23 protein-coding genes are annotated in these 24,216 nt (G+C 62.4%); 10 read left to right on the top strand and 13 right to left on the bottom strand.

Features of this window, described 5'->3' with window-relative positions; translation table 11 throughout:
- Positions 1-35: 35 nt before the first annotated feature.
- From DFO48_RS11475 to DFO48_RS11500, 6 genes are all read right to left on the bottom strand, one after another.
- Entirely contained in the window at positions 36-572 is a 537-nt protein-coding gene (locus DFO48_RS11475; protein WP_114863448.1) for a TadE/TadG family type IV pilus assembly protein, read from the bottom strand.
- Positions 573-590: 18 nt separating this feature from the next.
- Positions 591-1,061, bottom strand: a complete 471-nt coding sequence (locus DFO48_RS11480) for a prepilin peptidase (RefSeq protein WP_114863449.1) — start codon at positions 1,059-1,061, stop codon at positions 591-593.
- A gap of 3 nt (positions 1,062-1,064) precedes the next feature.
- Positions 1,065-1,244, bottom strand: coding sequence for a Flp family type IVb pilin (locus tag DFO48_RS11485; protein WP_114863450.1), 180 nt, complete (start codon positions 1,242-1,244; stop codon positions 1,065-1,067).
- 61 nt (positions 1,245-1,305) lie between these two features.
- On the bottom strand, positions 1,306-1,485 hold the full coding sequence (locus DFO48_RS11490) for a Flp family type IVb pilin (protein ID WP_114863526.1): 180 nt from the start codon (positions 1,483-1,485) through the stop codon (positions 1,306-1,308).
- A gap of 420 nt (positions 1,486-1,905) precedes the next feature.
- Positions 1,906-2,220: a helix-turn-helix domain-containing protein gene (locus DFO48_RS11495; RefSeq protein WP_034348855.1), complete on the bottom strand. Its 315-nt coding sequence runs from the start codon at positions 2,218-2,220 to the stop codon at positions 1,906-1,908.
- Positions 2,221-2,429: 209 nt separating this feature from the next.
- Complete coding sequence (locus DFO48_RS11500; RefSeq protein WP_003076152.1) at positions 2,430-3,227, bottom strand: YecA family protein; 798 nt, start codon at positions 3,225-3,227, stop codon at positions 2,430-2,432.
- A gap of 180 nt (positions 3,228-3,407) precedes the next feature.
- Here DFO48_RS11500 and DFO48_RS11505 point away from each other — a divergent pair, with 180 nt between their 5' ends.
- Both DFO48_RS11505 and DFO48_RS11510 read left to right on the top strand, forming a co-directional pair.
- Complete coding sequence (locus tag DFO48_RS11505) at positions 3,408-5,156, top strand: FMN-binding glutamate synthase family protein (RefSeq protein ID WP_114863451.1); 1,749 nt, start codon at positions 3,408-3,410, stop codon at positions 5,154-5,156.
- A gap of 70 nt (positions 5,157-5,226) precedes the next feature.
- Positions 5,227-6,045, top strand: a complete 819-nt coding sequence (locus DFO48_RS11510) for an RIO1 family regulatory kinase/ATPase (protein WP_114863452.1) — start codon at positions 5,227-5,229, stop codon at positions 6,043-6,045.
- Positions 6,046-6,158: 113 nt separating this feature from the next.
- Here the strand turns inward: DFO48_RS11510 and DFO48_RS11515 are convergent, their stop codons facing one another.
- The gene (locus tag DFO48_RS11515; protein WP_042437594.1) at positions 6,159-7,475 is read right to left on the bottom strand and encodes a dicarboxylate/amino acid:cation symporter; all 1,317 of its coding nucleotides are present in this window, start codon (positions 7,473-7,475) and stop codon (positions 6,159-6,161) included.
- A 215-nt stretch (positions 7,476-7,690) separates the two neighbouring features.
- Here DFO48_RS11515 and DFO48_RS11520 point away from each other — a divergent pair, with 215 nt between their 5' ends.
- The 4 genes from DFO48_RS11520 (at position 7,691) to DFO48_RS11535 (ending at position 12,038) form a co-directional block, all read left to right on the top strand.
- Positions 7,691-10,354, top strand: coding sequence for a PAS-domain containing protein (locus tag DFO48_RS11520; RefSeq protein WP_114863453.1), 2,664 nt, complete (start codon positions 7,691-7,693; stop codon positions 10,352-10,354).
- A 178-nt stretch (positions 10,355-10,532) separates the two neighbouring features.
- Positions 10,533-11,069, top strand: coding sequence for a DUF2867 domain-containing protein (locus DFO48_RS11525; RefSeq protein WP_114863454.1), 537 nt, complete (start codon positions 10,533-10,535; stop codon positions 11,067-11,069).
- Between the two features lie 49 nt (positions 11,070-11,118).
- Complete coding sequence (locus DFO48_RS11530; RefSeq protein ID WP_114863455.1) at positions 11,119-11,595, top strand: hypothetical protein; 477 nt, start codon at positions 11,119-11,121, stop codon at positions 11,593-11,595.
- A 41-nt stretch (positions 11,596-11,636) separates the two neighbouring features.
- Positions 11,637-12,038 (top strand): GFA family protein, encoded by a 402-nt coding sequence (locus DFO48_RS11535; protein ID WP_114863456.1) that lies wholly within the window; start codon positions 11,637-11,639, stop codon positions 12,036-12,038.
- Positions 12,039-12,164: 126 nt separating this feature from the next.
- On the opposite strand, the gene DFO48_RS11540 is transcribed toward DFO48_RS11535, so the two are convergent.
- The 5 genes from DFO48_RS11540 to DFO48_RS11560 all read right to left on the bottom strand — a co-directional run bounded on the left by DFO48_RS11540 (position 12,165) and on the right by DFO48_RS11560 (position 17,262).
- Positions 12,165-12,803: a response regulator transcription factor gene (locus tag DFO48_RS11540; protein ID WP_003081054.1), complete on the bottom strand. Its 639-nt coding sequence runs from the start codon at positions 12,801-12,803 to the stop codon at positions 12,165-12,167.
- Positions 12,804-12,910: 107 nt separating this feature from the next.
- Positions 12,911-13,885, bottom strand: coding sequence for a tripartite tricarboxylate transporter substrate binding protein (locus DFO48_RS11545; protein ID WP_003081051.1), 975 nt, complete (start codon positions 13,883-13,885; stop codon positions 12,911-12,913).
- Between the two features lie 96 nt (positions 13,886-13,981).
- Positions 13,982-14,248 carry a DUF2783 domain-containing protein gene (locus DFO48_RS11550; RefSeq protein WP_114863457.1) on the bottom strand — a complete coding sequence of 89 codons (267 nt, stop codon included), beginning with the start codon at positions 14,246-14,248 and terminating at the stop codon, positions 13,982-13,984.
- Positions 14,249-14,379: 131 nt separating this feature from the next.
- Positions 14,380-16,050, bottom strand: coding sequence for an FAD-dependent oxidoreductase (locus DFO48_RS11555; protein ID WP_114863527.1), 1,671 nt, complete (start codon positions 16,048-16,050; stop codon positions 14,380-14,382).
- A 255-nt stretch (positions 16,051-16,305) separates the two neighbouring features.
- Positions 16,306-17,262: an MBL fold metallo-hydrolase gene (locus tag DFO48_RS11560; RefSeq protein ID WP_114863458.1), complete on the bottom strand. Its 957-nt coding sequence runs from the start codon at positions 17,260-17,262 to the stop codon at positions 16,306-16,308.
- Positions 17,263-17,409: 147 nt separating this feature from the next.
- On the opposite strand from DFO48_RS11560, the gene DFO48_RS11565 reads away from it, so the two are divergent.
- Positions 17,410-18,237 (top strand): IclR family transcriptional regulator, encoded by an 828-nt coding sequence (locus tag DFO48_RS11565; RefSeq protein ID WP_003081039.1) that lies wholly within the window; start codon positions 17,410-17,412, stop codon positions 18,235-18,237.
- A gap of 8 nt (positions 18,238-18,245) precedes the next feature.
- On the opposite strand, the gene DFO48_RS11570 is transcribed toward DFO48_RS11565, so the two are convergent.
- The gene (locus DFO48_RS11570) at positions 18,246-19,133 is read right to left on the bottom strand and encodes an IclR family transcriptional regulator (RefSeq protein ID WP_114863459.1); all 888 of its coding nucleotides are present in this window, start codon (positions 19,131-19,133) and stop codon (positions 18,246-18,248) included.
- Positions 19,134-19,332: 199 nt separating this feature from the next.
- Between DFO48_RS11570 and DFO48_RS11575 the strand changes: the two genes are divergently transcribed.
- From DFO48_RS11575 to DFO48_RS11585, 3 genes are all read left to right on the top strand, one after another.
- A complete protein-coding gene (locus DFO48_RS11575) occupies positions 19,333-20,319 on the top strand; it encodes a tripartite tricarboxylate transporter substrate binding protein (protein ID WP_114863460.1) in 987 nt (328 codons plus the stop codon).
- A gap of 103 nt (positions 20,320-20,422) precedes the next feature.
- A complete protein-coding gene (locus DFO48_RS11580) occupies positions 20,423-22,774 on the top strand; it encodes a cytochrome P450/oxidoreductase (RefSeq protein WP_114863461.1) in 2,352 nt (783 codons plus the stop codon).
- 100 nt (positions 22,775-22,874) lie between these two features.
- A complete protein-coding gene (locus DFO48_RS11585) occupies positions 22,875-24,182 on the top strand; it encodes a hypothetical protein (RefSeq protein ID WP_114863462.1) in 1,308 nt (435 codons plus the stop codon).
- The last annotated feature ends 34 nt before the right edge of the window (positions 24,183-24,216 follow it).

Here is a 24,216-nt window from a genome sequence, read left to right on the forward strand (position 1 = left end):
GCTCTGCCATCTATGGCAGGGCTTTATCGTTGTAGTCAGTCAATCAAGCTAATCTGAGCCACTGCCTTGCCTTGCAAAAGATTAGGCGTGGGCAAACTGAGTAAAGGACCGAGCAGCTTTGGGATTAGAGGTGCGACAGCGTAGTTGTAGTTCACCTGCATCGTGACGCAGTTCACCAAACTAGTATCACCAGAGGGAGTGAAACTCGCCGAACCCGTGCCGCATTGGCCAGAGGTGGCATAAACACCAGCAGCAGTACTAACTCCGGTACTGCACGATGCAGTCCCTAAGCCTGCTCCAATATTTTTCAGCCAATCAGTCGCGACATTGGCAGTAGCGCATGCCGCAGTGAGCCGGGCCTGCAACTGTGCGGCCTTGGTCATGGTGCTGCCTGACGGTACAGACGGATAACGCACCGCAGCTCTTGCGCCTTCCGCAGCAGCTAGCGTCAACGTTTGCTGCGCAGCAAAAATCAGCCCATAGGTAACAACTGCGTAGAAAATCAGGAAAAAAATGGGAAAAAGGATTGCAAACTCAATGGCGGCAGCACCATTTTGGCTCTTTGTTTGCATATACCCTCCATTTCCCCTTTATTTATTGAACATCAAGATAATCACTGTTGCGACTGACATATATGTCACGTAAGGAATGAATCGATCATTTCTCACAAAATTCCGTTCACCCCAAACAAGTGAACCAGATAAAAAATATACTATCCTGAATTTAGCAAAAATTCCATGCAATACAGCAAAAAAACAACTGAGTGCCCAGATAGGCAGGAGCAAATCAAAACCGACCCACAAACCGACAACTGCAGCAAATTTCACATCACCGGCACCCATCATATTTCTTGAGTAAAAAAACAAAAGAACCACAAATGCAGTGAAAAATCCTAACAAAGAATCACCAAGACTGATGGAAACTGGATGCGCATCTTTAAATACTGACACTGAAGCCAATGCCAGCAATATTCCTAAGATGATCACCCAGTTCTCGCAACGCCTGTGCAAGGCATCGTAGACAGCCGCATAACACATCCAAAGCAAAAACAATATTCCCATGGATCATGTCTTTGAAATAGCCGTCAACTTATCCACAATCGCACCGAATATCAATACCAACTGTGATCCGATGTTGGTAACGGAAGCAATAATTCCTACTGCAATCAATCCAGCAATCAATCCATACTCAATCGCTGTTGCAGCTTCTTCATCGATCCAGAATTTAATAAATTGATCCTTCATAATTTTTTCCTTGAGAAACTGAAATATAAATTCTCATCGAAGATACTCATTCACTACCCAATCAGGTTTTCGGTATTGCGGTAAGCTTATTTACGACCGCATCAAACAATGCCTTTAACTGTGTCCCAATATTTGTGACAGAGGCAATGATTCCCACAGCAATCAGCCCTGCGATCAGGCCGTACTCAATCGCCGTTGCACCTTCTTCATCACGCCAGAATTTGATGATTTGGTCTTTCATGATCAGCTCCTTGAACAATCAGGTTGAAGAATCGCCGTGGCGACCTTTTCGACCACCGCGGAACTGATCTTACGGATCAAGAAACATCTTGAAATATTTGAAATAGCTATCAACAAATATGCAGCATAGCTCTCAACAATTTCAATCCTCTGGCAGCAAGCTCCATCGCACCAAAAAAATCCAATAAAAACAATCACTTCACAAACCGAAAGAGATCATCTGCAATTCTTCCGACTAATCCCTCACGTGTAGCTTCCGGTTCAATCTACGCAATCTTCATTCATTTCCTACAGACCATTGGATTTCATCCTACATTTAGTAATCGGGTTAACCCTTGTTCTTGAATGAAAAAACAAAAAGGCCTGTAGTTAACAGGCCTTTTTGAAACAAAAGAGATCGCTCAATACCGCGACTCGGAAATCACTGCAGAGCTTTAATCAGTTTGAGAGCAATGTCCTGCAGCGGTGGCTGCAGTTTTCTATAGCAATCGAGCAAGCGCTGCTCGTCGCTGGGTAGCGATGCGGTCTCGGAATGCAGACCTGCCATCAATTCCAGCGCCGTGGTCTGCAGCGCGACGGCCAGTCTTGCCAGTGTGTCATTCTTGAGAGTGCGAATGGCTCCCGACTCGATCTGCGAGATGGCGGATGCAGTGACATCCGCCATCTGCGCCAAGCGCCCCTGACTCAAACCCAGCGCCTGTCGCCGGGCGCGTATGCGCTCACCTAAATGCGTCATCTATTCCACTAACCCACACTGAACGGCAATGCCTACGCAAATGTCACGCGGCCTTTTTTAGTTTGAGCCTCCCGACAACCGAGACGCCTTGAGAGAGGACTCTGCAACGCAGCTATCCCCAACGCGGAGGCAGCAAGCAAAGACCGCCCTGCGGTGATGCTGCCGCCTCTTGGCGGGAAAGCTCAAAGAGCCTCAGGCGGTGGCTCTGGTCAGGCCCCGTGGCACTTCTTGAACTTCTTGCCGCTACCGCAAGGGCAGGGGTCATTGCGGCCGGGCTGCTCGCCCTTCACGATGGTTTCCTGGCGGGGGCCCATGCTCTTCCACAGGCGGTACAGGTCATACACGGCCCAGATGGCTTCGCCAAAGGCGTCCACACGCTCCTGGCTGGTCGAGGCGGGGCCGGCTTCGTCGTACAGATTCAGCGCCGGCTCATCGGTGTCGTCTTCGGTCAGGTTGACGATGAACTCCATGGCCGCATCCAGCAACTGGGCTGCTTCCTTGTCGCGGGGAGCGGCCCATTCGTCGGCCCAGTTCTCCACCACAAACATGAAGCCCAACGCCCACACTTGCGAGAACGAGGGCACTTCTTCGCCGGCCAGCTCGGCCTGCTCGGCTTCGGGCAGGATGGCGATGGCGCCACGCGTGTCCAGTGCTTCGGGCTGGAAGGCGGCGTCGTCGGCCAGGGACTTGATGTCGGCATCGAGCTGCTCGCGCACTTCGGCCAGGCGCAGCTCGAACAGCTCCATGAAACGTGCCTGCTGGGCCTCGTCCTTGAAGACTTCCAGCTTGGGCAGGGGCTGGCCTTCGGCCACTTGCAGGGCTTCGCCATCGCCCAGCAACATGGGCATGTATTCGGCTGCGGCGATGGGGCGACGCGTGCAGACCAGAGCGGTCAGGAAACCGTCACAGAATTCCCACTGGGGGATTTCGTCGCCACGGGTGCGCAGCTCATCGAGCAGCGCATCCAGCTCTTCAAGCTGATCGTTGCTCAGTGCGCCCTCGGGCATGTCGGCGAGGACCGCGTCTTCTGCTGCGGAGTTAGGTGCTTGTTCTTGCATAGGGAAAGGCTTTTATGATGGCCCGGACCGTTTCATCACTATCGAAGTGCAGGGCCGGGAGATGGAGCTGGGGGCAGGATGCTCCCGTACAGGCTGAATTTTAGCGGGCCACCATCAACACACCCTGCCATGGGAGTATCTGCAGTGCATCGCTTCTTCAACAGTCTGCCTCTGCGCTATAGCGCGCTAGCCATTTCGGTGGTCGTGCTGGGCATCTCGCTCTACACGCTGACGACAGCAGACAGGGGGCTTGGATGGCTGGTCGCTTCAGGCCTGTTGGTGCTGCTGGGCATCTGGGATCTGCTGCAAAAGCAGCATGCCATTCTGCGCAACTATCCCGTCATGGGACATTTGCGTTTCATCTTCGAATTCATCCGTCCCGAGATTCGTCAGTACTTCATCGAAGGCGATACCGAGGCCCAGCCTTTCTCGCGCGCCCAGCGCTCGCTGGTCTATCAGCGTGCCAAAGGCCAGGTCGACAACCGGCCGTTCGGCACCCAGCTCGACGTCAGTCAGCAGGGCTATGAGTGGGTCAACCACTCCCTGCAACCCACCAAGCTCAGCTCGCATGACTTCCGCCTGTGGATTGGCGGCACGCAGGAGCAACCAGCTGAAGGAGTGGACCCCTGCACCCGCCCTTATCACGCCAGCGTCTTCAATATCTCCGCCATGAGCTTTGGTGCGCTGTCGGGCAATGCCATCCAGGCGCTGAACCAGGGCGCGAAGATGGGCGGCTTCATCCACGACACGGGCGAAGGCTCGATCAGCCAGTACCACCGCATGCATGGCGGCGATCTGATCTGGGAGGTGGCCTCGGGCTACTTCGGCTGCCGCAATGCGGACGGCACGTTCAGCGAAGAGAAATTCATCGCCAACGCCACCGATCCGCAGGTCAAGATGATAGAGATCAAGCTCAGCCAGGGCGCCAAACCCGGCCATGGCGGCATGCTTCCCGGCGCCAAGGTCACTCCCGAAATTGCAGCAGCGCGCGGTATACCCATTGGCGTGGACTGCATCTCGCCCTCAAGCCACAGCGCATTCTCCACCCCTGTGGAGCTGATGCAGTTCATTGCCAGGCTGCGCCGTCTTTCTGGCGGCAAGCCCACGGGCTTCAAGTTCTGTGTCGGTCACCCCTGGGAATGGTTTGCCATGGTCAAGGCCATGCTGGAAACCAATATCACGCCCGACTTCATCGTCGTCGACGGTGCCGAAGGCGGCACGGGCGCTGCGCCTGTTGAGTTTGTCGACCATGTGGGCGTGCCACTGCAAGAAGGCCTGCTGCTGGTGCACAACACGCTGCTGGGAGCGAACCTGCGCCAGCGCATCAAGATCGGCGCGGCCGGCAAGGTCATCACGGCCTTCGACATTGCCCGCATGATGGCCCTGGGCGCCGACTGGTGCAATTCAGGGCGCGGCTTCATGATGGCGCTGGGCTGCATCCAGGCACAGAGCTGCCACACCGGCACCTGCCCCACGGGCGTCACCACGCAAGACGCCGTGCGCCAGCAGGCGCTGGTCGTGCCCGACAAGGCCACGCGCGTGGCCAACTTCCACAAGAACACCTTGCATGCGCTGCAGGAGCTGGTTCAGGCCGCCGGCCTCAGGCATCCCAACGAAATCACGGCCCACCATATCGTGCGCCGGCTGGACGACACCCAGGTCAGCCTGCTGTCCAACCTGATACTGCGCGTGGAGCCAGGCTGCCTGCTCAAGAACCTGGAGCGCCAGCACAAGGTCTTCCAGAACTACTGGCCGCTGGCCACGGCACAGAGCTTTCAGCCGCTGCACGAGCCCGTATTGCGCCCCTCTGCTGCGGGTAGTGCCGACAACGCGGCACAATCTCAGGCTTTTCCCCAGCGCAACGGCATCTGGACCTGAGAAGCCAGAGCTTCGCGCGCCCGACAGACCCCAAGCCGTGCCATCTCAGGATATTTCCGCCCAAGAGCAGATGCCCTCTACGCAGAACGCCATCGATTACCAGGCATTCCTGCGCGAGCATCTGAACCAGCCTCACAGCATCATGCGCTATGAACTGGCGCATGAAACCCTTTGGGTCAAGCGCGCCAACAAAGGCAACCCGGCCCTCAACTACTGGCTGCTGAACACGCTGGCCAAGCTGTTCAGGGCCGCCGTGCTGCAGCCCGTGCCCAACCCCGGCGGGACCGAGTCCCTGCAAACCGAGGTGCGCCGCCTGCGCAGTTTCATGGCCAAGGGCCTGCGCGTGCCGCAAGTGCTGGCCACGCACGAGCAGGCCTTTGTGATGCGCCATCTGGGCCGCCCGGGCGAAGAGGCTCCATCGCTGAGCAATGCCATCGAAGACGCGATTGCCCAAGGGGCACAGGCCACGCTGCAACTCTGGCAAAGAGGCCTGGAGGCCATACAGCAGGCACATGCCCGCGGCGAGGTGCTGAGCCAGGCCGTGGCGCGCAATATGGTGGTCTGCGCCGACGGGGTCATAGGCTTCATCGACTTTGAAGACGACCCTGCTGCCCATTTGCCGCAAGCTGTCTGCATGGCGCGCGATGCGCTCAACTACGCCCAGTCCACGGCACTGTTTCTGCAGCAGGCAGGTGCGCTGGAGCAGGCCCGACAGGCCTGGCAGCAGTTTGTGCAGCAGCTTCCCGCCGAGGCCCGGCAGGTACTGGAGCGAACCGTCAACAAACTGAGCTGGGTGCGCTTTCTGCCCCGCAGCAAGAGCCTGGGGCGCGACACCCTGCGCGTGCTCGCAGCCCATGACTTGCTGGCGGCGCCCCCGCTCTCCGCCTGAATTCCATAAAAGCAATAGCCACCAGCGCTTTCCCTGACTGGGCTCAAGCCTGAAGCCCATGAAAAAAGCCCCGACCATCAGGTCGGGGCTTTTTTCATGGGGTCTGTGCTCGCTCAGGCGTGAGCGGACACCGCCTCGTTTTCTTCCTTGCCTGCCAGAGCAGCATCCAGCTTTTCGTAGTCCAGCGCGTTTTCCCACTTGGAGACCACCACGGTGGCGACGGCGTTACCGATGAAGTTGGTCAGCGAACGGCATTCGGACATGAAGCGGTCTACACCCAGAATCAGTGCCATGCCGGCCACGGGCACCTCGGGCACCACGGCCAGGGTCGCGGCCAGGGTGATGAAGCCAGCCCCCGTCACGCCCGCCGCGCCCTTGGACGACAGCATGGCAACCAGCAGCAGCGCGATCTGGTGGCCCAGGGTCAGATGGGTATCGGTCGCCTGGGCAATGAACAACGCGGCCAGCGTCATGTAGATATTGGTGCCATCCAGGTTGAAGGAGTAGCCGGTGGGCACGACCAGACCGACGACGGACTTGCTGCAGCCGGCTTTTTCCATCTTGTGCATCAGCGAAGGCAGAGCCGATTCGGAAGACGATGTACCCAGCACCAGCAGCAGCTCGTCCTTGAGGTACTTGATCAGCTTGAGCACGGAGAAGCCGCAAAAGCGCGCCACGGCACCCAAAATCACCAGCACGAACAGGGCCGAGGTGATGTAGAAGGTCAGCACCAGCTCGGCCAGGTTGACCAGCGAGCCCAGACCGAACTTGCCGATGGTGAAGGCCATGGCACCAAACGCGCCGATGGGAGCGAACTTCATCACGATGTTGACCAGCTTGAACACGGGCTTGGTCAGGCTTTCAAAGAAGTTCAGCACGGGCTTGCCGGCCTCGCCGACCATGGCCAGGGACACACCGAACAGCACGGCCACCAGCAGCACCTGCAGGATGTTGTCACCCACGAACGGACTGATCAGCGTCTTGGGGATGATGTCCATCACGAAGCCGGTCAGCGTCATCTCGTGCGACTTGGCCACATAGCCCTTGACGGCCGTCTGGTCCAGATCGGCGGGGTTGATGTGCATGCCGGCGCCGGGCTGCATCACATTGGCCACGATCAGACCCACGACCAGCGCCAGTGTGGAGAAGGTCAGGAAATACGCCATAGCCTTGCCGAACACACGGCCCACGGCGCTCAGGTGCGTCATGCTGGCGATGCCGGTAACGATGGTCAGGAAGATCACCGGCGCGATGATCATCTTGATGAGCTTGATGAAGGCATCGCCAAAGGGCTTCATGGCCTCGCCATAGGCGGGCTCGAAATGCCCCAGCAGCACGCCCACGATGATGGCGAACACCACCTGGAAGTAGAGCTGACGGTAGAACGGCAAGTGCTCGCGCGGAGCAGATTCGGTGGGCAGAGTGTGCACGCTGCATCTCCAAGATTGCGGGCGCACCACCGTGGTGCGCCGAATTGCTGCCGTTTGTACTCCCGCGCCCTTTTTGTGCCGATAACCCATTGGTATTAGGTCGGGGTGCGCTCCTAGGGAGAGCATGCACCAACTTAGGGAAATCCCTAGGCGTCAAAATCCGCACTGAACCTGCTCCAGAGCCACACTGGGCTCCTTGATCACCCGCCCTCGTCATGCGTCTTGCGCGAAACCTTGCCCGAAACCGACTCTTTCTGACCCTTGTCATCGTACTCAGCGGCATGCTGTTGAGCATGTGGGCTGCCAGTCGCGTCGCGCTGCAGACCTCTTTGCACGATGAAAGCGAGAGCGTGCAGCGCCAGCTCACGCTCTATGCACAGGCCATGGTGCAGCGCGTGGATCGCTACCGCACCCTGCCCGAGGTGCTGGCGCTCGATGCCGAACTCAAGAGCGCGCTCAGCCACCCGCTCAGCGCCACCGAGGTGGACAGGCTCAACCACAAGCTGGAGCAGGCCAACGGCGCCAGCCAGGCCTCCACGCTGACTCTCATCGACAAAAGCGGCAAGGCCCTGGCCGCCAGCAACTGGCGCGACTCGCACAGCAATGTGGGCGAGGACTACAGCTTTCGCCCCTATGTGACCCAGGCGCTGAGCCAGGGCAGTGGCCGCTTCTACGGCATAGGCATGACCACCGGTCTGCCCGGCTACTTTCTTTCCCAGGCCATTCATGATAATGACGGTTCGGTGCTTGGACTCATCGCCATCAAGATCCTGTTTCAGGAACTCGAAGGCGAGTGGAGCCAGTCGCCCGACATCGTCTTCGCCTCGGACGAGCATGGCGTGGTCTTTCTCTCCAACCGCGACGAATGGCGCTACCGCCTGCTGGAGCCGCTGTCCAGCAGCGACCAGCAGGTAGTGCGAGACACCCATCAATACGCGGGCCAGGCCCTGATTCCGCTGGGCTATCGCACCAGCCGGCAGCCTGCTGGCATCGGCATGCTGGCCCATTTCAGCCAGCCGCCACTGGTCGACCCCATGCTCTGGCTGCGCATGGAACTGCCCGAAAGCCAATGGCAGCTGCACCTGCTGCACGACATCGCCCATAGCCAGACAGCCAGCCACTGGGCGGCAGTGGCCGCTGGCGGCCTGTGGCTGGCCGCATCGCTGCTGGTGCTCTACATCCGCCAGCGCCAGCGCCTGGCAGCCCTGCGCCAGCGCAGCCGCAAGGAGCTGGAGACCGTTCTGCACCAGCATGCGCAGGAGCTGCGCACCGCGCAGGACGGCATTGTCCAGGCCGCCAAGCAGGCCGACACCGGACTTTCGCGCAGCCTGCAGCACCTGCCGCAAGGCGTGGTGGTGGTGGACCCGCAGCTGCGGCTGGTGGCCTGGAACTCGCGCTATGTGGAGCTGTTCCGCTACCCGCCCGAGCTGATGCATGTGGGCCAGCCCATCGAGGCCCTGATACGCCACAACGCCAGGCGCGGCCTGCTGGGCAAGGGCGATGTGGAGCCCGCGATCCAGCGCCGGCTCCAGCATCTGCGCAGCGGCAGCCCCCATCTGCACGAGAGTGCCAAGGGCGACGGCACGGTGCTGGAGATTCGCGGCAACCCCCTGCCCGATGGCGGCTTTGTCACCAGCTATGCCGACATCACCAGCTACAAGAACACGGCGCGCGAGCTGCGCAATCTGGCCGATACGCTGGAAAAGCGCATTGCCGACCGCACCCGGGACCTGGCCCAGGCCAAACAGGAGGCCGAGCGCGCCAACCGCTACAAGACCCGCTTTGTCGCCTCGGCCGTGCATGACCTGCTGCAGCCGCTGAATGCGGCGCGCATCTTCACCAGCCTGCTGCCCACCTATCTGCATGATGATGCGGGCCGCCAGCTGGCCCAGCGGGTGGACAAGGCACTGGCCTCGCAGGATGCCATCCTCACCAGCCTGCTCGATATCTCGCGCATGGAATCGGGCCAGCTCGAAGTCCGTGTGCGCGATTTCGCGCTCAGTTCCTTGCTGGAAGTGGTGCACAACAATTTTGCGCTGCAGGCCGAAAGCGAGGGCCTGAGCCTGCACTGCATGCCCAGCCGGCTGATCGTGCGCAGCGACGAGGCCCTGCTGCGTCGCATACTGCAGAACTTCGTCTCCAACGCCATCCGCTACACGCGCAAGGGCCGTATCGTCGTGGGCTGTCGCCGCCAGGGCGACCAGGTGCGCATCGAGGTGCATGACCAGGGGCCGGGCATCCCCCAGAGCCTGCAAAAGGAAATCTTCGAAGAGTTCCGCCGCCTCGACGAAGGCCATGCCGACGACCGCGGCACCGGCCTGGGCCTGGCCATCGTGGAGCGCCTGGGCAGATTGCTGGACCATGAGATCGGCCTGCGCTCCACCCTGGGCAAGGGAAGCGTCTTCTGGGTCAAGGTTCCACTGGGGCAGGCTGCAGCATTGACGCCGGTATCGCAGCAGCCGTCTCCAAGCGCCCGCGTGGACAGCCCGCTGCAGGGCGGCACCGTCTGGTATGTAGAGGACGATCCCGCCACCCGCGACGCCACCTGCGCCCTGCTCGAGCGCTGGGGCTGCGATGTGCCGCTGGCCGCCAACGCCCCCGAAGCCCTGGCCTATGCAGCGCCCGGCAATGCCCCGCAACTGGTGCTGCTCGATGTGCATCTGGGCCAGCTCTACGGCCCCGATGTCTATGCCCTGCTCTGCGAGCGCTGGGGGCAGCAGCCTCCGGTCATCCTGCTGACCGCCGAAGGCGACAGCACCCTGCGCCGCCAGGCTGCCGAACGCGGCTGGGGCTTTCTCGCCAAACCGGTCAGACCGCCGGCGCTGCGGGCGCTGATGAGCCAGACTTTTCTGCGCGGACGAGATGGCGGCAGCGCCTGAGAAACAAAGTCATTTCCAGCGGCGGCGCTTTCAGCGCATTGCACTCTCGCTATGAATTCAGGAAGAGCGACCCTCTGCACGCCGTGGCTGCGCAAGCCGAGCGGCGGATTCTTCGATATGCTGCTGCAGCCTCTGCGGTATTTCCGGCCCGCAGCTCACGCCACTCAGGCCAGACCGCATGCACCATCATCCCGTTGAATCCGCCGTTCCGCCCGGCAGCCGCATCGCAGATCGATTGGCCGGAGCCAGCTTTCACGACTCCTGGAGCATCATCTCGGACGCCACAGGCCTGTCTGCACTGGACCACTTCATTCTTGCCGCGCGCAAAACGCCGCGCTGGATTGAAATCTGCATGCGTGCGCGCAATCTGGTGGGAGGCCTGGCGGGACTCAAGAACCTGGGCACCCTGTCGGCCCTGAAGCTCGGAAAGCCAGCAGCCAGCTACGGCCCGGGCGACAGGGTCGGCATCTTCACGATGTTCGAGAACACCTTTGATGAAGCCCTGATCGGCGACGACGACAAGCATCTGAAGGTCGTGCTCAGCATTCACCGCAAGAGCGACATCAGCTCCCTGGACACCGTCATCACCGTCACCACCGTCGTGCATGTCAAGAACGCACTGGGCCGCCTCTACATGCTGCCCGTCAAACCCATGCACAGGCTGATCGCCCCTGCCGTACTGTCTTCCCTGGGAGGACGAACCCATGCCGCATGAGGAGGCACACCTCTGCATGCCAGCTCTTGATTAGACGGTTGCAGAAGACATGCGCTACTACGACAGCCTGGCTCATCGACACAGCAGCAAAGACATGTGCGTGAACAAGCCCATGTCACTCATCGCCAATCTGATTGGCTTTCTGCCTACAGAGGAAGACTTGCACTATGCACTGGGCTTTTATGCCGGAGGCAGCGGCATTGATGACCACCTGGCTGTGCGCTGCCGAATCGATCTCGCTCATTGGCCCGATGTGGTCAGCAGGCTGCGTCTGAAGTCTGTGCATGAAGTATCGTTGGACGCCGACTGGCAAGAGGATTTCCTCTGGCTGATCGATGCGCAAGATGTAGAAGGCCCGCTCCAAGTCCATTGCCATCGCTTCATCAATGCGGCGAGACAGGGTTTTCAGGACGAGGTCGATCATCGCTGGGAGATTTTTTTCTCCCACGGCAGCGATATCAATGCATGGTGTGCGGTCTGGCGTAGCCAGGAGCATCTGAACTATCTAAGCTTCGACCAGGGCTGACATCCCGATGGCGGCCCGTCTCAACACAGGGGGATCGCCAGATGCTGAAGTCCTATCGTGCCAGCTGCCATTGCAGCCGGGTTCAGGTTGAAGTCGGCCTCGATCTGAGCCAGCCCAGCTATCGCTGCAACTGCTCCATCTGCAGACGCAGCCGGTTCTGGCCCGCCATCGCCAGCCCCGAAAATTTCCGCCTTATTACGGGCGAGAAGGAACTCACCCTCTATGTGTTTGGCTCGCAAAAGAACCAGCATTTCTTCTGCAAACGTTGCGGCATCCGCGTCTTTGGTGTGGGCCACGACACGCCGATAGGCCAGATGTACGGCATCAATATCGGTTGCCTGGAAGATCTGTCGGAGGAGGAGCTTTCGCGAATTCCCATCACTTATGTCGATGGCATGCACGATCGCTGGGACGCGACGCCGGAGTTTTTCTCGCACTTGTAGCCATCGAACTGCGACGACGGCTTGCAGCGGCAAGCTGCGTAGAAAAGAGGTCAAAAAGGCCTCAATCCATTACCAACAAAGCGCAGCAAGCTATCAGGACAGATGGCTCTTGAGCCACCAGGGCAATCAAACCTCGTGATCGTTTTCCAGGCTCTTGACCAGCACAGCGGCCTGGGTGCGTGAATAGCATTCGAGCTTCTTGAGAATTGCCGTCACATGGACCTTGACGGTGTTCTCGGCCAGGCCCAACTCGTGCGCGATCTGCTTGTTGAGCAGCCCGTCGGCAATGCACAGCAGCACGCGAAACTGCTGGGGCGTGAGCTGGGCCAGACGAGCGGCCAGGGCCGCATCGGCCTCCGAGCGCTCGGCCACCATGGAGGGAAAGCTGATATCCCCGCTCAGCACATCGTCAATCGCGGCACTCATATCGTCTGCCGCCGCGGACTTGGAGATAAAGCCTGCCGCGCCGAACTGCTGGGCGCGGCGGATGATGCGAGGGTCGTCATTGGACGAGATGATGATCACCGGCACCTGCGCATATTCGCCGCGCAGATGCAGCAGGGACGAGAAGCCGCGCGCGCCGGGCATGGCCAGGTCCAGCAGCACCAGCTCGATCTCGGGATGATCCTGCATCGCCGCGCCCAGGGTCTGGGCGCTGGCCGCCTCCACAATGCGAAATTGCGGAAAGCGGTCGTGCAGCACCTGGATCAGCGCTGCGCGAAACAGCGGGTGATCGTCGGCAACGAGAAGAGTGGGCTCGGACATGGCCCGCAGTCTGCCACGGCTGGCACGGCGCTGCATCTGCAAAAACGCATATCCCGCAGCACCCGGGCCTGTCCGTCACCCAGGCTGCGGCCCACTGAGTCCGGATCTCAATCGAGCTTGATGTTGTTGGCCGTGATCACACGGCCCCATTTGCTGCGCTCGTTGCCGACAAATTTCTCCATCTGCTCGGAGCTGCCAGGCATGGGCTCGACCCCCATGGCTGCCAGACGGGCCTTGGTGCGCGTGTCGGCCAGCGCAAACTGCAGCGACTGGCTGAACTTCTTGACCACCTCGGCCGAGCTGCCCTTGGGCACGACGATGCCTTGCCAGGCATAGCCCTCGAAGCCCTTGAGGCCTTGCTCCTGCAAGGTGGCGACCTTGGGCAGCACATCGATGCGGGCCGGGCTGGCCACGCCTATGGCCTTGAGCTTTTTCTCGCCGAGGAAGGGAATGATGGTGGCGCTGTCGGCCCACATGGCGGGAATCTGGCCGCCGATCACATCCTGCACTGCGGGCGCCGCACCGCGATAAGGAACATGGGTCATATTGCCCAGGCCCACTTCTTCGCGGAACAGCTCGCCAACCAGATGATGAGGGCTGCCCAGGCCGGCCGAGCCCCAGCTCACGCCGGTCTTCTGCTGCTTGGCCCAGGCGACAAACTCGGTCAGATTGCTGACCGGCACATCGTTGTTGACCACCAGCAGCATGGGAAAGCGCACCAGCATGCCCACGGGCTTGAAGTCTTTCTCGGCGTTGTAGTTGAGCTTGCGGAACAGAAACGGGTTGGCAGCCAGCGTGGCGAAGTCGGCCGTGAACATCAGGTTGCCAAAGTCATGCGAGCGCGCGCTGTACTCGGCTGCGATATTGGTTCCCGCGCCGGGCTTGTTGTTGATGACGATGGGGCGCTCCAGATTGCGGCCCATGGCCTCTGCAATCACGCGGGCCACCACGTCGGAGCCCCCGCCTGCGGCGTAGCCTATGACCCACTCCAGGGGCTTTTCCTGTGCCATGGCGGCCGGCCCTGCCGCCCAGGCCAGCGTCGAGCAGGCCAGTGCGGCCAGAAACTGTTTGCGTTGCATCATCCTTGTCTCCTTGATTCTTGGCCCCTTGAATAGATTTTGGTGACGGGGCCTTTAGGGGATGGCGCAGCTGCCGCCAGGCCGGCGGCGCGCTGCATCTCAAACGGCAGCGTGTACCGGGGCAACCGGTGTCACGGCGCCGCGCTCGCCCGGGTCTGCGCCGGCAGGAGCGAATCCTGCGCTGGCGCGGGCCAGTTCGAGCGCATGCAGCAAGGTCTCTTGATGGCCGATGTGATTGGCCAGCAGCAGCACCAGGCGGGCATTGAGGGCATGGCTTTGCGCGGTTTCCAGGCCCTGATGCGTGGCGATAAGGGCTTCATAGAAATCGTCGCAGGCTTGCAGATTCGGGTGTGTGGACAGCAGCATGGCGGTCTCCTGACAAAAATGGGGGGAATCCTTTGGTGGGCCTCCACCAGGGACAGCTAGCAAGGGCCGCCCCGCAGCGAGGCTGTCGTCCCCCTCCCGCGTAGCGAGAGAGGGGGAAGGCGCGAAGCGACTCAGGGGGAGGCTCTTTGCAACGCAGCACGCACGCCAGCCTCGTCGGGACGGCGCCAGCGCGCGCAGACATGCTGGTCGGGGCGCAGCAGATAGCAGGTGCCGGGGCGCGCATCCAGGCGCTGCGCGGCCAGACCCTGCACATCCAGCAGATCGGCTTGCGCGGCCCCGGCATCGCCCTCGGCGGCTATGGATAGATTGAGCACACCGTCAAGCTCGCGTGCCCAGGCCGGCGTGGAGCCGAAATGCAGCAGCGTGAAGTCCGGGCCCAGGGCCCGCAGCAGCCATGTGGTCTGGCTGTCGCCGGGGCGGCGCATGGGCGCGTCGCTGAGCACGGCACCGGGCAGTTGCGAGCCTGCGAAGACCTCGCTATCCGGCGTGTTGAGCGGCGAATGCTGCAGCGTGGCCGGCACCGACAGACGCCCGCTGTTGACGATGCGACGCGCAAACTCGTGCTCGCGCGCCAGCTCCAGCGCCGCATCGCGAAACAGGCGGCTGATCTCGCTCTTGGGCGTGATGAAGTCGGTGGCGCGCGTGGAGTTGCGGATGTTCTCGTCGGCCGCGTATTCGCGCTCGGCGCCGTAGGTCGCGATCAGCCCAGAGTCAGCCTGGCCGCGCAGCACGCGGTCGAGCTTCCAGGCCAGGTTCTCGGCATCCTGCACACCGCTGTTGGCGCCGCGCGCGCCAAAGGGCGAGACGCCGTGCGCGCTGTCGCCCGCGAAGACCACGCGGCCGTGGACAAAACGGTCCATGCGCAGGCAGGCAAAAGTGTAGACGCTGGCCCATTCAAGCTCGAAGTTCGCGTCCTTGCCCAGCAAGGCGCGGATGCGCGGCAGGATGTTCTCGGGCTTTTTCTCCTCCTCGGGATCGGCCTCCCAGCCCAGCTGGAAGTCGATGCGCCAGACATCGTCGGGCTGGCGGTGCAGCAGCACGCTCTGGCCTGGATGAAACGGCGGATCGAACCAGAACCAGCGCTCGGTCGGGAAATCCGCATGCATCTTCACATCGGCAATCAGAAACCGGTCGCGGAAGATGCGGCCATGGCTTTCCTGGCCCATCAGGCCGCGCAAGGGAGAGCGCGATCCGTCGCAGGCCAGCACCCACTGGGCATCGATCCGGTACTCGCCCTCGGGCGTTTCCACTGTCAGCTCCGCCCCATCGTCGCGTGGCGCCAGCGCCGTGACCTTGTTGTGCCAGCGCAGGTCGATCAGCGGCAGCTGCAGGGCGCGCTCGACCAGATAGGCTTCGGCGTAGTACTGCTGCAGATTGATGAAGGCCGGGCGCTCGTGGCCGGCCTCGGGCAGCAGGTCGAACTGGTAGAGCGACTGATCCCTGGCAAACACCTTGCCCAGATTCCAGGACACGCCCTTGTCCACCATGGGCTGGCCCACGCCCAGGCGGTCCCAGATCTCCAGCGTGCGCTTGGAAAAGCAGATGGCGCGCGAGCCTGTGGACAGCTTGCAGTCGTTATCGAGCACCACCACCGGCTGGCCGCGCTGCGCCAGATCGATGGCCAGAGACAGGCCCACGGGCCCGGCGCCGACGACGACCACGGGGTGGCGAGCTGGCGCATCGGCATCCTGGTCCGCGTGACGTCGATAGGGAATCTGGATGGACTGAATGTCGGCGGCGCTGCCGCGCAGTGCGTCAAGAGAAATGGCGGTGGTGGACATGGCGTTCATCGGTGCGCAAACCCTGAAAAGCGTGGATCTGTTTCTTGGGGCAATAAACGCCCCTCCGGCTCTTGGCGACCGGATTCAAACTCTGTCTTTTTGATAGCTGCTACCGCTTGTAAAGCAATGAATTCAATATCTTTTCAATTTGAATTCATTGCAAATCAAGCGCAAGTAGCTCCTGTTTTAGATAGCTTTGTCGTTGACCGCCGCGCCAAGCGCAGAAGACTGCCAGCCGGGCGGCCCAGGAGGCGACTAGCCTTCCAGCGCCAGCCACATCTCGCGGTCGCGCTCGGCGGTCCAGATGCGCGGGTCGGCGTGGCCCGATGCCTCGTCGTAGGCGCGTGTCACGTCAAAGGGCATGCAGTGGTTGAAGATCACCCAATGGCCGTATTTGGGCTGCAGCTTGGCAAAGGCTGCCTCGTAGACCTTGCGCAGGTCCTTCCTGGCATCCGCACCGGCCTTGACCTCGGCCCACAGGTCTCTGATGAAGTTGCGCGTGCCTGCCAGGCCGGCCTGCACTTCGGCCGCGTTCTGCAGTGCCGCACCGCGGCCAGGCACCAGCTTTTCGGGCTTGAGGGCGGCAATCGCATCCAGCGTCTGCGGCCAGTCCTGGAAGTAGGCATCGCCGGCATAGGGCGTGGCATCGAACTCGACCAGATCGCCGCTGAACAGCACCTTCTCCTGTGGCAGCCAGACCACGGTATCGCCCTTGGTGTGGCCCCGGCCCAGCTGCAGGATCTGCACCTCGAGCTTGCCCAGCCACAGCGTCATCTTGCCGGTGAAGGTCATGGTCGGCCAGGTCATGCCCTCGGGCACGCTCTCGACGTTCTGGAACAGGCGCGGAAAGCGGCCGATCTCGCTGGCCTTGTCCTGCTCGCCGCGCTCGACGATGAGGTCGTAGGTGTCCTGGCTGGCAATGATGTGCTCGGCGCCATAGGCCGAGGCACCCAGCACGCGCACCGCGTGGTAATGCGACAGCGTGACGTATTTGATGGGCTTGTCCGTGACCTCGCGAATGCGGCGGATCACGTCCTCGGCCATGACGGGCGTGGCCTGGGTGTCGATGACCATCACGGCGTCGTCGCCAATGATGATGCCGGTGTTGGGGTCGCCCTCGGCCGTGTAGGCATAGGCATGTTCGGAGAGCTTGTCGAAGCTCACCTTCTTGACTTCAAGGTCGGCGGCGGAGGCAAAGGTCTTGGTGCTCATCGTTGCAATCTCTTTGTTTTAAACAAATGCATTCAGCTTTATCGAATTTCTGAATGCTAGATATAAATTCAACATTGCACAATCGATTTGTCATAGTGAAAAACCCTGCAGGGCTTCCAGCCGCTTTTCCGCCGTCACAATGCCGTCATGCCTCATGCCAACTCTTCTTTGACCGACGCCCGTTTGATGCTTGAATCCAGTGACGACGAACCCACGCGCGCACCGCGCGGCATACAGAGCGTGGAAGTCGGCGGCCAGTTGCTCAAGGTGCTGGCGCGCACGGGCCGGCGCATGGCGCTCAAGGATCTGGCACGCGAGGCGGAGATGACGGCAGCCAAGGCCCACCCCTATCTGGTGAGCTTTTGCAAACTGGGCCTGATGGAGCAAGATCGCGTCAGCGGCCATTACGGCCTGGGGCCGCTGGCCATCCAGATGGGTCTCATCAGCCTGCAGCAGGCAGATCCCGTGCGCATGGCGATTGCCGAGCTGCCCGCTCTGGCGCAAGAGGTGGGCTACACCGTATCGGTATCCATGTGGAGCGGCCAGGGGCCGACCATCATCCGCGTCGAGGAAGGCCCGACCCATGTCTATGTGGCCATGCGCCACGGCACCCCGGCCTCCTTGCGCCATACCGCCACGGGCAAGATTTTTGCGGCCTTTGGCGAGCCGGCCCGCATCGCACCGCTGCTGCAGGCCGAAGGCCACAGCCTGGACGAGCCTGCGTTTGCCAAGGAACTGGACTCCATTCGCAGCAACCACCTGAGCGTGGTCGAAAACCAGTTGCTCTCAGGCGTAAGCGCGCTGGCGGTGCCGGTGTTCGACGGCTTCGGCCAATTGGTGCTGGCGATTGCCGCCATCGGCCCTTCGGTCACGCTGACGCTGGACCCCGCCGGTCTGCCGGCCCGCAAGCTGCAGGCCCAGGCGCGTGCGCTGTCCCAGCGCCTCGGAGCCCCGGCTGCGCTGACCGGGGCCTGATCACAGACCTAGACTCGGTAGCCCAGCGAAGCGCTGATACTGCGCGCCTCTTGGCATACAGCCCGGGCAATGCGGCCCTGCGGATCGGGGTCAAAGCCACCGCTGGCACCCAGCGCGCAGAGCACGGCCACCACATGGCCGTTGTAGTCGAGCAAGGGCGCAGCCACGGCGCTGATTCCGGGCAGATTCAAATCCCGGATCGCCGCACAGCCGGCCGCGCGAATCTCGCTGCGCAGCTGCTCCAGAGGCTTGCTGGCATGCAGCAGACGGCGATGCTCGGGGCTGGCGGCCTCCAGCTCGCGCGCCAGCAGCGCCTCGACCTCGGGCTGCGGCTCCATGAAGGCAAAAAATGCCCGCCCCGTGGCCGACCACAGCATGGACATGACCGAGCCCACGCGCACATTGACGGTGATGGGCAGGCTGGGCTCCTCGAAACGCACGATGGTGGGCCCCATATTGCCCATGACTGCGACAAAACTCGTGACCTGCAAGGACTCGCGCAGATGCTGCAAGGCGGGCTCGGACATGCGCACCGGGTCGTTCTGGCGCATCGCAGCCAGGCCGATATGGATGGCCTCGCGTCCGAGCGCGTACTGGGTGCCGCCACGATCCTGCTCCACCAGACCTTCGGCCATGAGGCTGGCCAGATAGCGATGTACCTTGGCCGGACTTTCATCGACAGCAGCACCGATGGCCGTGAGGCTGGCACGCCCGCCCAGTCCTGCCAGGGCCTTGAGCACGGCCAGACAGGTCTCGGCGGCCTGCACTCGCTGACGACGCTCGCGCCCGTCCGCAGCTTCTGCGACGGCACCAGGCTGGCGCAGCTTTGTGGCGCGCGGCGCTTGCGCAGCGGTGGTCGGCAGCACGGCGTCCGCAGTCTTCTGGTCTTTTTTCATGTCTGTAGCGATTGATGGCAGGGCTTGGATCGGCATTCTGATTCAAATTCATGACTCAGGTCATGGAAATCCCTCAGACTCAATTTACGCAATGCGTATAAAAATTACGCAAAATCTCCGTATTAAAGCGGAACCGCAGGCGGAGTGAAGCTTGGTTAACCCGCAGGCAAACAACACCACAGCCCAGGAGACACCCTCAATGAAAAAACGCCTCTTCACCGCCTCGGTTCTGGCCACCAGCATGCTCTGGCTGGCCGCAGCCCCCGGCGCCGTCATGGCCCAGGACAAGTACCCCAGCAAGAGCGTGCGCTGGATCGTGCCCTACGCCGCCGGCGGCGGCTCGGACTTCCTGGCCCGCACCATAGGCCAGGCCTGGGGCGCGCAGGCCCATCAGCCCATCGTCGTGGACAACCGCCCGGGCGGCAACACGGCCATCGGCGCATCGGAGACCGCACGCGCACCGGCTGACGGCTATACCGTGCTGTCGGCCGACAACGGCACACTGATCTTCAACCCGGTGCTCTACAAGAGCCTGAGCTACAACCCCGGCAAGGATCTGACGCCCGTCACGCTCATGGGTCGCTTTCCCATGATTCTGGTGGCCGGCCCCGCCGAGAAGGCCAAGACCGCCAAGGAGTTCATTGCTGCCGCCAAGGCCAGTGCTGAGGGCGTGAACTACGGCTCCGCCGGTGCGGGCAGCCCCCATCATCTGGCCATGGAGTTGCTGAAGTCCGAGGCCGGCCTCAAGCTCGCCCATGCGCCCTATCGCGGTGCTGCTCCGGCGCTGGCAGATGTGGCAGGCGGTCAGATTCCCGTGATGATGGTGGACCTGGCCGCCGGCGCTGGCTTCATCAAGGGCGGCAAGGTGCGCCCCCTGGCCGTGGCCAATGCCACGCGCCTGCCCCAGCTGCCCGATGTGCCCACCTTCGGCGAGCTGGGCCTGCCCGGCGTGCAGGCTGCGGCCCTGGTCGGCATGGTGGCCCCGGCCAAGACCCCGGCCAATGTCGTCACGGCACTGAACAAGCAGGTGGTCGCCGCCATCAACGAGCCTGCTGTCAAGCAAAAGCTCATCGACTTCGGCGTTGAGCCCGTGGGCAACACGCCCGAGCAGTTCCAGGCGCTGATCCACAGCGAAAGCACACGCTGGCAAAAGCTGATCAAGGATCTGAACATCACGCTGGACTGATTGCCCCGCTGACCCATGCCGCAGAGGCTGGCGGCAGGCCGCCTCTGCGCTCTCGTCCGATGGCGCAAGCCATCTCCTGCCTCTTTGCGTTTGCGAGCGAGCCATGACCGTTTCCACCCCCAGCCGTTGCCCCATCGATCACAGCCAGTTCGGCAAGCCCACCGGCCAGAGCGGCCCTACGGGCTGCCCCATCAGCCACGGAGCCGCCAGCTTCAATCCCTTTGCCGACGGCTACCAGCAGGACCCGCCCGAATATGTGCGCTGGGCGCGCGAGCAGGAGCCGGTGTTCTACAGCCCGCAGCTGGGCTACTGGGTGGTCACGCGCTTCGACGACATCAAGGCCATCTTCCGCGACAACCTGACCTTCAGCCCCTCGATCGCACTGGAGAAGATCACACCGACAGGCGATGAAGCCAATGCCGTGCTCGCCAGCTACGGCTTTGCGCTGAACCGCACCCTGGTCAACGAGGACGAGCCCGCCCACATGCCGCGCCGCCGCGCGCTGATGCAGCCCTTCACGCCCGAGGAGCTCAAGCACCACGAGCCCATGGTGCGCCGGCTGGCCCGCGAATATGTGGACCGCTTCATCGACGACGGCCGCGCCGATCTCGTCGATCAGATGTTGTGGGAAGTACCGCTCACCGTGGCCATGCATTTTCTGGGCGTGCCCGCAGACGATATGGACACGCTGCGCCAGTACAGCATCGCCCACACCGTCAACACCTGGGGACGGCCCCAGGCCGAGGAGCAGGTGGCCGTAGCCCATGCCGTGGGCAACTTCTGGCAGCACGCGGGCCGGATTCTCGACAAGATGCGTGCCGATCCCGACGCCGAGGGCTGGATGCAATACGGCATTCGCAAGCAAAAGGAGCTGCCCGAGGTCGTCACCGACTCCTATCTGCACTCCATGATGATGGCCGGCCTGGTCGCCGCGCACGAGACCACGGCCAACGCCACGGCCAATGCGGTCAAGCTGCTGCTGCAGCACCCCAAGGTCTGGCAGGAGATCTGCGCCGATCCCTCTCTGATCCCCAATGCCGTGGAGGAATGCCTGCGTCACAACGGCTCGGTGGCCGCTTGGCGGCGCCTGGCCACCAAGGATGTGGTGATCGGCGGCCAGGCCATTCCGGCCGGCAGCAAGCTGCTCATCGTCACCTCTTCGGCCAACCACGACGAGCAGCATTTTGTCGATGCCGACCTGTTCGACATCCACCGCGACAATGCCAGCGATCACCTGACCTTCGGCTACGGCTCCCACCAGTGCATGGGCAAGAATCTGGCGCGCATGGAAATGCAGATCTTCCTTGAAGAGTTCACGCGCCGCCTGCCCCATATGCAGCTGGCCGAGCAACGCTTCACCTATGTGCCCAACACCTCGTTCCGAGGCCCCGAACATCTGTGGGTGCAATGGGATGTGAACCGCAACCCCGAACGCGCCAACCCCGCCGTGCTGGCCGAGCAGCAGCCCGTGCGCATCGGCGAATCCTCGCAAGGCGGCGTCAGCCGCAGCATGCTGGTGGAAAGCACCGAGCTGATTGCCCAGGACGTGCTGCGCGTGCGCCTGAAGGCGCCCGACGGGCGCGGGCTGCCGCGCTGGACGCCGGGCTCGCATATCGACCTGCACTGCGGCGACACGGGCATCTCGCGCCAGTACTCGCTATGCGGCGACCCGCAGCAAGCGGATACCTACGAGATCGCCGTGCTGCGCGAGGAGCAAAGCCGTGGAGGCTCGGCCTGGGTGCATGGTGCGCTGCAGGCCGGCATGAAGGTGCAGATGCGCGGCCCTCGCAACCACTTCAAGCTCGACGAAAGCGCGCAGCAGCTGATTCTCGTCGCCGGCGGCATAGGCATCACACCGATCGCAGCCATGGCGGCCCGCGCCCAGGCCTTGGGCATTCCCTATGAGATTCACTACAGCTGCAGCCAGCGCGAGCGCATGGCGCTGCTTACTGCATTGCAGGCACGGCATGGCGAGCGTCTGCAGATCTATGTGGGCGCAGAAGGCCGGCGAGCCGACTACCCGGCGCTGCTGGCCCAGGTCAGGCCCGGCGCACAGATCTATGCCTGCGGTCCGCAGCGCATGCTCGACGGCCTTGCCCAGGCCAGCCAGCACTGGCCCGAGGACAGCCTGCGCGTGGAGCATTTCTCCAGCACCCTGGGAGCGCTGGACCCGGACAAGGAGCACGGCTTTGAAGTCGAGTTGCGCGAATCCGGCATCACGCTGCAGGTGCGCAACGATGAGACCCTGCTCGATGCACTGCGCAGCGCCAATATCGATATCGAGTGTGACTGCCGCGAAGGCCTGTGCGGCTCCTGCGAGGTGCCGGTGCTCGAAGGCGATATCGATCATCGCGACATGGTGCTGACCCGTGCCGAGCGTGCGGCCTGCACCAAGATGATGAGCTGCTGCTCGCGCGCCAGGACGCAGGAATCCAGAATCGTTCTGGCGCTGTAGCGTCCCAGGCGGGCAGCCCCGGACGGGCAGTCCCGGGCGGGCGGCACCTGGCCGGCTGCCGCCAGGCCATATATGGGTTGTGCCTAGAATCACTGCCCATATGGGCCTGTTGCAAATACTGCTGATTCTTGTGTGGGCGCCGACTGCAGCGCTCATTGCCTTCGTGGCCACCAGCTGGCTGGGCCATGGCGCGCAAGCCATCTGGAGCGCCGTGACTCGCGTTCAAGCCGACGAGCGCTCTACCTGGCCGCTGCTGCTGGGCGGCGTGGCTGCTCTGGCGGGCATGGTGGGGGCTGTCATCACCTTTCCGAACCAGGCAGTCATGCGCCATGCGTTTGACAAGCTGCTGGGCTATGGCTCCACACGCGTGGAGATCACGCTGCGCCAGGACGATGCCGCCACACGCCAGGCCCTGCTGGAGACGCTACGCCCCTTCATGGAGATGGGCGGGCGCGAGATCCGTTACCGCGTCTCCACCCGGCACGGCAGCTACACCGAAGCCGACGAAGTGCCCAGCCATTACCGCTTCGCCGACGGGCGACTGGAGATCGCCACAGGCGGCATCGTCAGCAACGACAGACTGTCCGTGCTGCAGCCCGGCTTCAAGGCACTGGCGCAATTTCCCGCAGCCGGCTCCATTGACGCCAGCGTGGCGGCCACAGTGAACCTTGGCAAGGCACGGATAGCCGTGGAGATGCTGCCGCGCACGGCCATGCTGGTCCACGGCGACGCCACCAAGGAATTGCCAAGCGTGCTGCGCCCCGCCGCCCCGGCCCGTTGCCATCTGGAGGTGCAGGCGCTGTTCTCCACGGATGCATTCAGGCTGCTCATGTTCGCGGGCCGGGCCTCGGGCGCGGTCGAGATCCATGCCGGCCCCGATACCGCCCTGCGCGACACGCAGTACCAACTGGTCGGCATGGGCCTGGTGCCGGGCAGCAACGGGCGCAGCGTCAAGGAGCTGGAGACCGATGCCACCCGCATCTATGGCGTGCTGAGGCTGTTGCCGCCTCGCCTGAATCCCGATGTCATGGACTGCGATACCGCCCTGGGACGCATGAGCGACCCGGCCCTGGTGGCAGCCGCCATGCTGTCCACATTTCCCGGCCTGGAAGGACGCGTGAGCGACGTAGAGATCACGCCTTCAGCCTCCTTCTCGCCCTGGCACAACCGGGGCTGGACGGCCGTGCCGCCCGGCACGCGCGCGCAAGGCGGAACACGCGCCGAGGCCGGCACACGCAGTTGCTCGCAGGAGCAATACCGCTACACGCGCGCCAGCCTGGCCATGATCGAGGAGCGCTGCATGGAACGCGACCCGCAAGCCGGCAGCGCCGCCTGTGCGCGCTTGCGCGAGCGGCTGGACTGGAGCCGGTCCGAGCTGGCCCGGTGCACCGGCCGATCGACGCCTTGAACCCGGGCCTGCCACAGTGCCAAAGCTGTTAGGG

It is taken from the genome of Comamonas sp. AG1104 (assembly GCF_003350425.1).
GTDB classification, from domain to species: domain Bacteria; phylum Pseudomonadota; class Gammaproteobacteria; order Burkholderiales; family Burkholderiaceae_C; genus Comamonas; species Comamonas testosteroni.

Bases quoted from the DNA above. Each gene is read 5' to 3' on its own strand.
- DFO48_RS11475 (WP_114863448.1), bottom strand. From the start codon at position 572: ATGCAAACAAAGAGCCAAAATGGTGCTGCCGCCATTGAGTTTGCAATC.
- DFO48_RS11480 (WP_114863449.1), bottom strand. From the start codon at position 1,061: ATGGGAATATTGTTTTTGCTTTGGATGTGTTATGCGGCTGTCTACGAT.
- DFO48_RS11485 (WP_114863450.1), bottom strand. From the start codon at position 1,244: ATGAAGGATCAATTTATTAAATTCTGGATCGATGAAGAAGCTGCAACA.
- DFO48_RS11490 (WP_114863526.1), bottom strand. From the start codon at position 1,485: ATGAAAGACCAAATCATCAAATTCTGGCGTGATGAAGAAGGTGCAACG.
- DFO48_RS11495 (WP_034348855.1), bottom strand. From the start codon at position 2,220: ATGACGCATTTAGGTGAGCGCATACGCGCCCGGCGACAGGCGCTGGGT.
- DFO48_RS11500 (WP_003076152.1), bottom strand. From the start codon at position 3,227: ATGCCCGAGGGCGCACTGAGCAACGATCAGCTTGAAGAGCTGGATGCG.
- DFO48_RS11505 (WP_114863451.1), top strand. From the start codon at position 3,408: ATGGGAGTATCTGCAGTGCATCGCTTCTTCAACAGTCTGCCTCTGCGC.
- DFO48_RS11510 (WP_114863452.1), top strand. From the start codon at position 5,227: ATGCCCTCTACGCAGAACGCCATCGATTACCAGGCATTCCTGCGCGAG.
- DFO48_RS11520 (WP_114863453.1), top strand. From the start codon at position 7,691: ATGCGTCTTGCGCGAAACCTTGCCCGAAACCGACTCTTTCTGACCCTT.
- DFO48_RS11525 (WP_114863454.1), top strand. From the start codon at position 10,533: ATGCACCATCATCCCGTTGAATCCGCCGTTCCGCCCGGCAGCCGCATC.
- DFO48_RS11530 (WP_114863455.1), top strand. From the start codon at position 11,119: ATGCGCTACTACGACAGCCTGGCTCATCGACACAGCAGCAAAGACATG.
- DFO48_RS11535 (WP_114863456.1), top strand. From the start codon at position 11,637: ATGCTGAAGTCCTATCGTGCCAGCTGCCATTGCAGCCGGGTTCAGGTT.
- DFO48_RS11540 (WP_003081054.1), bottom strand. From the start codon at position 12,803: ATGTCCGAGCCCACTCTTCTCGTTGCCGACGATCACCCGCTGTTTCGC.
- DFO48_RS11545 (WP_003081051.1), bottom strand. From the start codon at position 13,885: ATGATGCAACGCAAACAGTTTCTGGCCGCACTGGCCTGCTCGACGCTG.
- DFO48_RS11550 (WP_114863457.1), bottom strand. From the start codon at position 14,248: ATGCTGCTGTCCACACACCCGAATCTGCAAGCCTGCGACGATTTCTAT.
- DFO48_RS11555 (WP_114863527.1), bottom strand. From the start codon at position 16,050: ATGTCCACCACCGCCATTTCTCTTGACGCACTGCGCGGCAGCGCCGCC.
- DFO48_RS11560 (WP_114863458.1), bottom strand. From the start codon at position 17,262: ATGAGCACCAAGACCTTTGCCTCCGCCGCCGACCTTGAAGTCAAGAAG.
- DFO48_RS11565 (WP_003081039.1), top strand. From the start codon at position 17,410: ATGCCTCATGCCAACTCTTCTTTGACCGACGCCCGTTTGATGCTTGAA.
- DFO48_RS11570 (WP_114863459.1), bottom strand. From the start codon at position 19,133: ATGAAAAAAGACCAGAAGACTGCGGACGCCGTGCTGCCGACCACCGCT.
- DFO48_RS11575 (WP_114863460.1), top strand. From the start codon at position 19,333: ATGAAAAAACGCCTCTTCACCGCCTCGGTTCTGGCCACCAGCATGCTC.
- DFO48_RS11580 (WP_114863461.1), top strand. From the start codon at position 20,423: ATGACCGTTTCCACCCCCAGCCGTTGCCCCATCGATCACAGCCAGTTC.
- DFO48_RS11585 (WP_114863462.1), top strand. From the start codon at position 22,875: ATGGGCCTGTTGCAAATACTGCTGATTCTTGTGTGGGCGCCGACTGCA.